The organism is Arthrobacter sp. 35/47 (assembly GCF_000520475.1).
In the GTDB taxonomy this organism is placed as follows: domain Bacteria; phylum Actinomycetota; class Actinomycetes; order Actinomycetales; family Micrococcaceae; genus Arthrobacter_D; species Arthrobacter_D subterraneus.
Window position 1 is genome coordinate 200,223 of the sequence record NZ_KI914581.1, and the last position, 9,949, is coordinate 210,171.

10 protein-coding genes and 1 pseudogene are annotated in these 9,949 nt (G+C 62.9%); 4 read left to right on the plus strand and 7 right to left on the minus strand.

Translation table 11 applies throughout. The annotated features are described in order from the left end of the window. Positions 1 to 584 (minus strand): annotated as a pseudogene (locus X803_RS21245) (MFS transporter); the annotation flags it as partial. A 104-nt stretch (positions 585 to 688) separates the two neighbouring features. On the opposite strand from X803_RS21245, the gene X803_RS0101340 reads away from it, so the two are divergent. The 3 genes from X803_RS0101340 to X803_RS0101350 are packed head-to-tail and all read left to right on the plus strand — an operon-like array spanning position 689 to position 2,740. Then, a complete protein-coding gene (locus X803_RS0101340; protein WP_026543727.1) occupies positions 689 to 1,399 on the plus strand; it encodes a histidine phosphatase family protein in 711 nt (236 codons plus the stop codon). Between the two features lie 19 nt (positions 1,400 to 1,418). Next, complete coding sequence (locus X803_RS0101345; protein WP_026543728.1) at positions 1,419 to 1,973, plus strand: DUF3090 domain-containing protein; 555 nt, start codon at positions 1,419 to 1,421, stop codon at positions 1,971 to 1,973. After that, positions 1,973 to 2,740: an SCO1664 family protein gene (locus X803_RS0101350; RefSeq protein ID WP_026543729.1), complete on the plus strand. Its 768-nt coding sequence runs from the start codon at positions 1,973 to 1,975 to the stop codon at positions 2,738 to 2,740. Before X803_RS0101345 ends, X803_RS0101350 begins: the two co-directional genes overlap by 1 nt. A 2-nt stretch (positions 2,741 to 2,742) precedes the next feature. Here the strand turns inward: X803_RS0101350 and X803_RS17025 are convergent, their stop codons facing one another. Continuing rightward, positions 2,743 to 3,633: an SAM-dependent methyltransferase gene (locus X803_RS17025; RefSeq protein WP_051470338.1), complete on the minus strand. Its 891-nt coding sequence runs from the start codon at positions 3,631 to 3,633 to the stop codon at positions 2,743 to 2,745. A gap of 295 nt (positions 3,634 to 3,928) precedes the next feature. On the opposite strand from X803_RS17025, the gene X803_RS0101360 reads away from it, so the two are divergent. Further along, positions 3,929 to 4,408: a DUF805 domain-containing protein gene (locus X803_RS0101360; protein ID WP_035777403.1), complete on the plus strand. Its 480-nt coding sequence runs from the start codon at positions 3,929 to 3,931 to the stop codon at positions 4,406 to 4,408. 70 nt (positions 4,409 to 4,478) lie between these two features. Here the strand turns inward: X803_RS0101360 and X803_RS20850 are convergent, their stop codons facing one another. The 5 genes from X803_RS20850 to nrdH form a co-directional block, all read right to left on the minus strand. Then, positions 4,479 to 5,318 (minus strand): FG-GAP repeat domain-containing protein, encoded by an 840-nt coding sequence (locus X803_RS20850; RefSeq protein WP_026543731.1) that lies wholly within the window; start codon positions 5,316 to 5,318, stop codon positions 4,479 to 4,481. 281 nt (positions 5,319 to 5,599) lie between these two features. Next, on the minus strand, positions 5,600 to 6,574 hold the full coding sequence (gene nrdF, locus X803_RS0101370) for a class 1b ribonucleoside-diphosphate reductase subunit beta (RefSeq protein ID WP_026543732.1): 975 nt from the start codon (positions 6,572 to 6,574) through the stop codon (positions 5,600 to 5,602). A 127-nt stretch (positions 6,575 to 6,701) separates the two neighbouring features. Next, positions 6,702 to 8,852 carry a class 1b ribonucleoside-diphosphate reductase subunit alpha gene (gene nrdE / locus X803_RS0101375; RefSeq protein ID WP_026543733.1) on the minus strand — a complete coding sequence of 717 codons (2,151 nt, stop codon included), beginning with the start codon at positions 8,850 to 8,852 and terminating at the stop codon, positions 6,702 to 6,704. Then, the gene (nrdI, locus tag X803_RS0101380) at positions 8,849 to 9,307 is read right to left on the minus strand and encodes a class Ib ribonucleoside-diphosphate reductase assembly flavoprotein NrdI (protein WP_035777404.1); all 459 of its coding nucleotides are present in this window, start codon (positions 9,305 to 9,307) and stop codon (positions 8,849 to 8,851) included. Before nrdI ends, nrdE begins: the two co-directional genes overlap by 4 nt. A gap of 45 nt (positions 9,308 to 9,352) precedes the next feature. Continuing rightward, a complete protein-coding gene (nrdH, locus tag X803_RS0101385; protein ID WP_026543735.1) occupies positions 9,353 to 9,598 on the minus strand; it encodes a glutaredoxin-like protein NrdH in 246 nt (81 codons plus the stop codon). Between the last annotated feature and the right edge of the window lie 351 nt (positions 9,599 to 9,949).

A 9,949-nucleotide genomic window follows, 5' to 3' on the forward strand; every position in this document is an offset into this window, starting at 1 on the left:
CCCCGCCGCTCCGGCTCGATCAGAATCGTGACGGTGGTGGAGAGGGCTATGTTGCGCATGTTTTCGACAACCGCACCGATCAGGATGATCAGTGTGAACAACCAGAACCATGGCTCCAGCAGGTCCAGCAGGGAGGCTGTGGGCGTGAGCAGGAACATGATCCCGGCCAGCACGAACATCACCAGGGTGAAGCCGGCGGCGAAGCGCATCACGGAAAGTTTGCGGTAGCGGTCCACGTAGGTGCCGAAGCTGATGCTGGAAAGGGCGATCAACAGCATGTAGGCGCCGCCGATCACGCCGGTGGCGATCACATTGCGGGTCTCCAGGTACACCCAGAACGTGAGCGCAAACCACAGGTAGCTGGTGGTGATGTTGGCGAGAGCGGTGTTCACCAGGATTCCGGCGAAGGTACGGGACCGCTCTCCCGGACTGCGCAGCGACGTGTCAATCGCGTCAGGATCGACCAGATTATCCGCCGCCGGGTCCGCGACCGGCACAGAGCCGGCTCTCACATCGATTGGAAGACTGGATCCGCTCTCCGGATCCGCAGCAGCCTTGAACGGAACCGGTTCCTGCTCGGTCATTCGTCCAGTGTACTGAGCGCGCACCGGCCCGGATATGGTTGCCGCTCAGGTCATTCCCCGCCGAAGCGGACCGCCGGCGTCGGGCCGGTGGTTACGCTGGGTGGATGGCGACAGTTCTTCTTGTGCGGCACGGCCGCACCACCGCGAATGCCTCCGGGCTGCTGGCAGGCCGGGCCGACGGCGTCAGCCTGGACGATATCGGCCGTGACCAGGCTGCCCTGACCGCTGACCGGCTTGCGGCCGTACCCGTGCTCGGGCTGGTGTCGAGCCCGCTGGACCGCTGCCGCGAAACCGCCCAGTTCATCCTCGAACGCCAGACCGGCACCCACCCGGCACCGATCGATATTCATCTCGATTCCGGTCTGACCGAGTGTGATTACGGTCAGTGGCAGGGCCGAACGCTGACTGACCTCGCCACCGAGGAGCTGTGGCCTCTCGTGCAGGCGCAACCGTCCGCCGTCGTCTTCCCGGGCGGTGAGTCCATGGCCGCCATGCAGGCCCGGTCGGTGGCGGCGATTCGCCGCCGGGACGCGGCTTTCGAGGCTGAGCATGGGCCAGGGGCCGTATGGGTGGCGGTGAGCCACGGGGACATCATCAAGTCGATCCTCGCCGACGCGCTCGGTATGCACCTCGATCTGTTCCAGCGCATCACTGTGGGTCCCGCGTCGGTGTCCATCGTGCGCTACGGCGCCCACCGGCCCACCGTCCACGCAACCAATACCGAGGCCGGGGATCTGTCCTGGCTGGCAAACACTGTCACCTCCGAGGACGCGCCGGTGGGCGGTGGCGCAGGACACACGGCGCCGTCAGCCTGATCAGCCTAAAATAGGTCCCATGCCTACAACTGTTCACGAGTTCGCCTGGCCTGACCGCGTCGTCATCGGCACCATCGGCGTTCCGGGGCAACGCACCTTCTACCTGCAGGTGCGTGCGGGAAAGCAGCTGGTCAGTATCGCGTTGGAGAAGCAGCAGTCGGCCCAGCTCGCCGAAAAAATCGACGAGATCCTCGACCAGCTGATTGCGCTCGAGGGCAATCCCTTCAGCGTTCCCAGGGGCACTCCGGTCGAATTGGTCGACAATGACCAGCTGGAGACGGTCGAGGAACAGTTCCGCACCGGCGTCATGAGCCTGGGATGGGACCCGACGACCGCGCAGATCGTCATCGAGGCCTATCCCCTGACGGAGGTCGACCCCGAGGACGATGGCATCCTCGTCGACGACGACGACGCCGACGCTTCCGAGGTGCTCAGGGTCAGCATGCCGGTGGGCACGGCACGCGCTTTTGCCAAGCGCACCCGCGAGATTGTCGGCGCTGGACGCCCGCTCTGCGTGCTCTGCGGCCAGCCCATCGACGCCGACGGACATACCTGCACCCTTCCCGAGGCGTGATGCCGGCGCCCGATCTGGTGACCGCCGAGCTGACGCTCACCGGCCGCATCACGACGGCGTCGAACGCGACGTTCGTGGGCAGCATCGGCGACACGCCGGTTGTGTACAAACCGATCGCCGGCGAGAAACCCTTGTGGGACTTCCCGGACGGGTTCCTCGCGCATCGGGAGCTGGCCGCCTATCTGGTCTCCGAGACCCTTGGCTGGAACATCGTTCCGCGCACCTGGCTACGCGAGGGCCCGTTCGGGGAAGGCATGGTGCAGCTCTGGCAGGAAACGGACCCTGGCCAGCATCCGGTGGACCTCGTCCCCGCAGGCCGCGTGCCGGCAACCGGCTGGAAGCGGGTCCTTGAGGGTCAGGATGAGAAGGGGCGGATGGTCTCGCTCGTCCACGAGGACACTCCGGCGCTGCGGCGCATGGCAGTGTTCGACGTCGTCGTCAATAACGCCGACCGCAAAGGTGACCATATCCTCGCCGGATCCGACGGGCACCGGTATGGCGTGGACCATGGGCTCACCTTCCACGGTGAAACCAAGCTGCGCACAGTGCTCTGGGGGTGGCTGGGAGATGCGCTGACCGCGGAGGAGCTCGACGGCGTCGACCGGCTCAGCGAGGCGCTGCAGGGTGACCTGGGCCGGGAGCTGGCGGACCTGCTGACGGTGGATGAAATCACTGCGCTCGCTGCGCGGTGCGCACGGTTGCGCTCAGCCGGACAGTTTCCCGCTCCGGGCGGTCAGATGTCGGCCGTACCCTGGCCCTTGTTCTAGTTTCAGGCCTCAAGTCCTGCGCTCGGGTGATTGGTCGGCTCCGGTTGGTGCCCCTTCTCCCCTGCCTTCGACAGCGTGAAGATCCCATAGCGCATTGCGCCGGTCCGGTAGGCCAGGATCAGCCGCGGAATGCTCAGGACGAAGACCCGGTTACGTGCCCGAAGCGCGAGGCGACGGGTCTGCCGATCGACGAGCAGGAGCTTCAGAAGCCGACCGGCGCAAATCATCCAGGTGCGCTCGACGCGGCGGCTGACATCCTCATAGCCATCGACTGCAAAGCCCGCTTCCCTTGCCATCGCCTCATATTCCTCACGGGTGCCCATTGAGGGCAGACGCCCTTCACGGCAAATCGGCTCGAGCAGATGGCGAACCTTCCACCCGCCGGCACCTGTCCCGGCGAGCCACGCGCAGATGACCAGACGCCCTCCGGGTAACAGCACGCGGTGCGCTTCGGCGAAGAATTCGGGTTTGTCCACCATGTGCTCGCTCGACTCGATCGCCCACGCGGCGTTGACCGATGCATCGGGCAGCCCGTTGGCCAGCCAGTCGCGGACCTGGATGTCCACGCCGGGTGCGGTTTGCCCACTGGCGTAGGCGGCCTGCTCGGCGGAAAGAGTAAACCCGGTGACGCGGACACCCCGTGTGGCTGCAAGCCGCCTCGCGGTGGAGCCGTAGCCGCAGCCGATATCGACGCACGCATCACCAGGCCGGAGGTCGAGCCGATCGCCGACCGTATCGACCAGCACCTCGACGGCCTCTGCGGGCGTTTCACGACCCGTGGTCCACAACCCGTGATGGACGTGGTCGCCCCACACCAGACGATAAACCGGATCGAGCTCGTCGTAGTGATCGGCGACTGCCGCGGCGTTCTGGGAAATATCGGGGACGATCACGCCGTCACCCTACAACGCCGGTCCGCGCATCGGAAGTGACGTCCCGCTCGAACCGGCCCCAACGGGGCATCACCCCCGCGACACATCTCAGGCGTTCCACCGGCAGCTTCCGAAGTTCGTTGGCCGGCACGAGGGCTGGCTGCCCCACAGCGACCACATGCCGCTCATTCTTGACGTCGAACCCTCTGCCGCCCGCTGGAACCCCTCTGTGCCCTGATCCGGTTTCCTCGCAACGAGTCTCATCACGGACCTATGATGGGCTCGTCGACCGACACCACTGAGCTTTGGGGGAATCATGACTTATCCGCAGTACCAGCCGCCTGGTATGCCTGCCTCGAGCGCTGAGCCGCCGCTCTGGGCGCCGTACTATGGCGCGCCGTTCAAGGCCGCCGTGCGGCGCTTCTGGAAGAAGTACGCAACGTTCTCGGGCAGGGCCAGCCGCAGCGAATACTGGTGGTGGACGCTGGTGTCCGTGGGCGTCACATTCCTCATCAACATCCTGGGCGGCGGCGGCACGGTCGACCCGGCCACGGGGATGCCCGAAGGTGGGTCAGCTTTCGGCACGGTTCTGGCGTTTCTATGGCTGGCGGCCACCATCGTCCCCTCGATCGCGCTGATCATCCGACGGCTACACGACGTGAACATGAGCGGCTGGCTGATCCTCATCGGGCTTGTACCGTTCCTGGGCGCGCTGGTGCTGCTCGTCTTCATGATCCTGCCGCCCAGCCCCGCCGGTCAGCGCTACGACCGTCCTGAAGGCATACCAGGCTACTGAGCTCTGGAAGCCCCGGCTGCGATCGGGCCGCAGCTGATCGAACCGGTCGGCAAGAAATAGCCGGGAATAATCAGAATCCAGCTATGGTGTAGCCATTCCAGCCGGTCCCGATCAGTTGGCGTTCGAGCCAGCGAGCCCGCAACGCCGCGTAGAAGTAGAGGTCACCGTTGGTGGTTCGGGCCAGCAGCCCGGGGAAGGTGGGGGCCGCCTCGACCTCATTCATCGATCCCCAGCCCCTGCCCACCACCAGCCTGGGCTCGTCGATGAAGTTGCCGTTGCCATCTGTCCGGTACACGACCAGGTTTCCTGATGACGTTTCCTGGCCAAGAACATCCAGTGCGTCGTCAGAGTTCCAGTCGACCAGGTGGTGGGTGATTGACGGCCCCCATCCGCGTCCTTCGACGACCCTGGGAGACAACGTGGTGCCGGAAAGATTTGGGTAGTTGTACAGCTTCCCGGTGTCCAGGTTCGCGGCAATGATGGACGGATACGGGTCGGACGTCTTCCACTTGTCGACCGAGATGTCGTAAGGGCCCCAGCCCGTTCCGATGGTCACACGGGTGAAACCGCCCGCCGGCTTGCCGTAATAGACGTACAGGTTGCCGTTATCACCCACGGCGATGATGTCCTGCACCCCGTCCCGGTTCCAGTCGGCGATCTTGATGTCCCTCATGGCAGACCAGCCGTGACCGATCTGCTCCCGGCTTACTATGCCCGCGTCGGGGATTCGCCCGTCCCCGCTGTAGACCCACAGCCTCCCCTCGGGATCGAAGGCCACGAGCGCGCCTTCATAGATGGAGGGGCCTGGCGGCTGAGGGGCCGTCTCGGCCTGAGCCGGAAGCGCGGTGAGAGACGCAGAAAGAACAAGGGCAGAGAGCAAGCCCGCGCGGATATGGGTCAGCAGGTTCATCGAGATTCCCCGAAAGTTGGTTTAGAGACACAACCGATTATTCGGGTCCGGGACGATACGCGGGGCAATCCGCCAACGTCGATTCCGTAACGATCCTTCAAGCCGGGGCGGACCCATTCCGGAGGCAGTGGGAGCGGGTCCGGCCCGGCGGGAGTTCTCGCCAGGTCTTGGCGGCTGGTCCCGGTCCAAGCATCCGTGCCGGGGCTTGCTGTTTCCTTGGAACCTGCGATGTGTTCCTTCGGGTCCACGACCGGGGGAACCTAGGCGGGTTGGTGACGTTCTTAGAAGTCCCAGTCCTCGTCTTCGGTGTTGACTGCCTTGCCGATCACGTAGGACGAACCCGATCCCGAGAAGAAGTCGTGGTTCTCGTCCGCGTTCGGCGACAGCGCTGAGAGGATCGCGGGGTTCACATCCGTGACCGAGGACGGGAACATGGCCTCGTAGCCTAGGTTCATCAGCGCCTTGTTGGCGTTGTAGTGCAGGAACTTCTTGACGTCTTCGGCCAGGCCGACGCCGTCGTACAGGTCATGGGTGTACTGGACTTCGTTTTCATACAGCTCAAACAGCAGCTCAAACGTGTAGTCCTTGATTTCCTGGCGCTTCTCCTCGGAAACCTTCTCCAGGCCCTTCTGGAACTTGTAGCCGATGTAGTACCCGTGGACGGCCTCGTCGCGGATGATCAGCCGGATCAGGTCAGCGGTGTTGGTCAGCTTGGCGCGCGAGGACCAGTACATGGGCAGGTAGAAGCCGGAGTAGAACAGGAAGCTCTCCAGCAGCGTGGAAGCAACCTTGCGCTTCAGCGGATCATCGCCCTGGTAGTAATCCATGACGATGTGCGCCTTCTTCTGAAGGTTCACGTTCTCCGTGGACCACCGGAACGCCTCGTCGATCTCCTTGGTGGAGGCCAGTGTGGAGAAGATGGAGGAGTAGCTCTTGGCGTGCACCGACTCCATGAACGCGATGTTCGTGTACACCGCTTCTTCATGCGGGGTGATCGCATCCGGGATCAGCGAGACGGCCCCAACGGTGCCCTGGATGGTATCCAGGAGCGTCAGGCCGGTGAACACCCGCATGGTGAGCTGCTGCTCTACCGGGGTCAGCGTGTTCCAGGACTGGACGTCATTGGACAGCGGGACCTTTTCAGGCAGCCAGAAATTGTTGACCAGCCGGTTCCAGACATCGACATCCTTGTCGTCCTGGATACGGTTCCAGTTGATCGCCTCTACGTGCGACAGCAACTTAACCTTCTCGGTCATTGTGACCCCTTGTCCCATTCGTCGAACTGCCTTCAAGGGCAGTGAATTCAATTAACTAATGTACGACGACGGCGGGCCGGCTTTTGTGCGCCGGCCCACCGGCGTCGTTGTTTGGCTTACGTGCCGGTTACAGCATGCAGCTGACGCAATTCTCCACCTCGGTCCCCTCCAGCGCGAGCTGGCGGAGGCGGATGTAGTAGATGGTCTTGATGCCCTTGCGCCAGGCGTAGATCTGCGCCCGGTTGATGTCGCGGGTGGTGGCGGTGTCCTTGAAGAACAGCGTCAGCGAGAGCCCCTGGTCCACGTGCTGGGTGGCGGCGGCGTAGGTGTCGATGACCTTCTCGTAGCCGATCTCATACGCGTCCTGGTAGTACTCCAGGTTGTCGTTGGTGAGGTACGGCGCCGGGTAGTACACGCGCCCCAGCTTGCCCTCCTTGCGGATCTCGATCTTGGAGGCCACCGGGTGGATGGACGAGGTCGAGTTGTTGATGTAGCTGATCGAACCGGTCGGTGGAACGGCCTGCAGGTTCTGGTTGTAGATGCCGTGCTCCATCACCGACGCTTTGAGCGCCCGCCAGTCGTCCTGGGTGGGAATGTGCACGTTGGCGAAGAGTTCCCTGACCCGCGCGGTCTGGGGAACCCATTCCTGGTCGGTGTACTTGTCGAAGAACTCACCGGAGGCGTACTTCGACTTCTCGAAACCTCCGAAGGTCCGGCCGGTTTCCTTGGCCAACAGATTCGACGCCCGCACGGCGTGGTACACCACGGAGTAGAAGTAGATATTCGTGAAGTCCAGGCCCTCTTCCGAGCCATAGTGCACCCGCTCACGGGCCAGGTAACCGTGAAGGTTCATCTGTCCGAGCCCGATGGCGTGGGACGCGTCATTCCCCTTCGCAATCGAGGGCACCGAGGTGATGTTGGACATGTCCGAGACTGCCGAGAGCGCCCGGATGGCTGTCTCGATGGTGGATCCGAAGTCCGGCGAATCCATGGTCTTCGCGATGTTCAGCGACCCCAGGTTGCAGGAGATGTCCTTGCCGGTGTCTGCGTAGGAGAGGTCGTCGTTGTACGTGGTGGGCTGCGACACCTGCAGGATCTCCGAGCACAGGTTGGACATGATGATCTTGCCGTCGATCGGGTTGGCCCGGTTCACCGTGTCCTCGAACATGATGTACGGGTAGCCGGACTCGAACTGGATCTCGGCGAGCGTCTGGAAGAACTCGCGTGCCTTGATCTTGGTCTTCTTGATCCGGGAGTCGTCCACCATCTCGTAGTACTTCTCGGTGACCGAAACGTCGGAGAACGGCATGCCGTAGACACGCTCGACGTCGTAGGGCGAGAACAGGTACATGTCCTCGTCCTTCTTCGCCAGTTCGAAGGTGATGTCCGGAACCACCACACCCAGGGAGAGGGTCTTGATACGGATCTTCTCGTCGGCGTTCTCCCGCTTGGTGTCGAGGAAGCGGTTGATGTCCGGGTGGTGCGCGTGCAGGTACACGGCGCCCGCGCCCTGGCGTGCGCCGAGCTGGTTGGCGTAGGAGAAGCTGTCTTCGAGGAGCTTCATCACGGGGATGACGCCGGAGGACTGGTTCTCGATCTGCTTGATCGGCGCGCCGACCTCACGGATGTTCGTCAGGGCGAACGCCACGCCGCCGCCGCGCTTGGAGAGCTGGAGGGCTGAGTTGATGGAGCGCCCGATGGACTCCATGTTGTCTTCGATCCGCAGCAGGAAGCAGGAAACCAGCTCGCCGCGCTGCCGCTTTCCGGCGTTGAGGAAGGTCGGTGTTGCCGGCTGGAACCGGCCCTCGATGATCTCGTCCACCATGCGGGTGGCGAGTTCCTCGTTCCCACGCGCCAGGTGCATGGCGACCATGCAGACGCGGTCCTCATAGCGCTCCAGGTAGCGCTTGCCGTCGAACGTCTTCAGTGTGTACGAGGTGTAGAACTTGAAGGCACCGAGGAAAGTCTCGAACCGGAACTTCTTCTCGTACGCGCGCTTGTACAGGTCGCGGATGAAGTTCATTGTGTACTGGTCGAGGGTTTCCCGCTCGTAGTACTCGTTCTTGACCAGGTAGTCCAGCTTCTCCTCGAGATCATGGAAGAAGACGGTGTTGTTGTTGACATGCTGCAGGAAGTACTGGTGCGCGGCTTCCCGGTCGGCCTCGAACTGGATCTCGCCGTTGGGTCCGTACAGGTTGAGCATGGCGTTGAGCTCGTGGTAGCCCAGGCCCTTGAAACGCTCGGGAAGTGCGGGTGCTTCTGTTTCAGCGACTGTCATGTCCAAAACTCTTCCAATCCTTGGGTTACCCGGTCAACGTCCTCGGACGTGCCCATAAGTTCAAATCGATACAGAACGGGAACGTTGCATTTCGCCGCGATGATGTCCGCGGCGAGGCAGTAGGTGTCCCCGAAGTTGGTGTTGCCGGCGCCGATCACGCCGCGCAGCAGCCGGCGATTGCCCTCGACGTTGAGGAACTTGATCACCTGCCGCGGTACCGCGCCCTTGCCGCTGGTGCCCCCGTAGGTGGGAAGTACCAGGACGAATGGGCTGACCGCTCGGAGCGTGTCCTCACTGGTGAGGAGCGGGATCCGTGCGGAGCGGACGGGCAATTTGCTGACAAAGCGGTGCGTATTGTCCGACGCCGACGAAAAGTAAATGAGCGACGCGTCAGTTTCCAACGGCTCGACACCTGCCCGTCCGCGGACATTTCGACTGATGGTTGGTGTTGTCATGTCGACTACATCCGCCCCGCCAACCAGTACGGCGCTCAGCCGTGCCTAGGCTACGGAGGTGATTGACCCCTGGGCGAGCTCGTTGATCTTGTCAGGGCGGAATCCGGACCAGTGGTCCTGGTCCGTGATGACCACGGGGGCCTGCATGTAACCGAGCGAGCGAACCCGCTCCAGTGCTGCCGGGTCCTGTGAAATATCGACGCTCTGGTAGGCGATGCCCTTCTTGTCCAGGGCCCGATAGGTGGCGTTGCACTGTACGCATGCTGGCTTGGTGTAAACCGTGACGGTCATGTCCCTGACTCCCCTTGTGAAGTGCTGTTATTCGGCAATTGTTGGTGGGCTTCAAGCCGCCTTGCGGACCGTCTGAACGGCCGGTGCGGACAATGCCTCGCCAGCAGGTGATTCGATATCTAGATACTACATCTAGTGCAACGCGGCGGCGCCGACCCCAAGATGATGTATTACAAGTATGTCATTTGCCGGTCGAATAGTCCACAGGGAATCCACATGTCAGGACCGTTCTAATCGGCTGAAACCCGCGGTTTCCGGTGCCTCGGTCCACAGCCTGTGGAGCGCTGTCCACACAGGAAAAAGGTGTGCGTGTCGCGACTGCTCGGCGTGTCGCCGTCGTCTTCCGCGGGT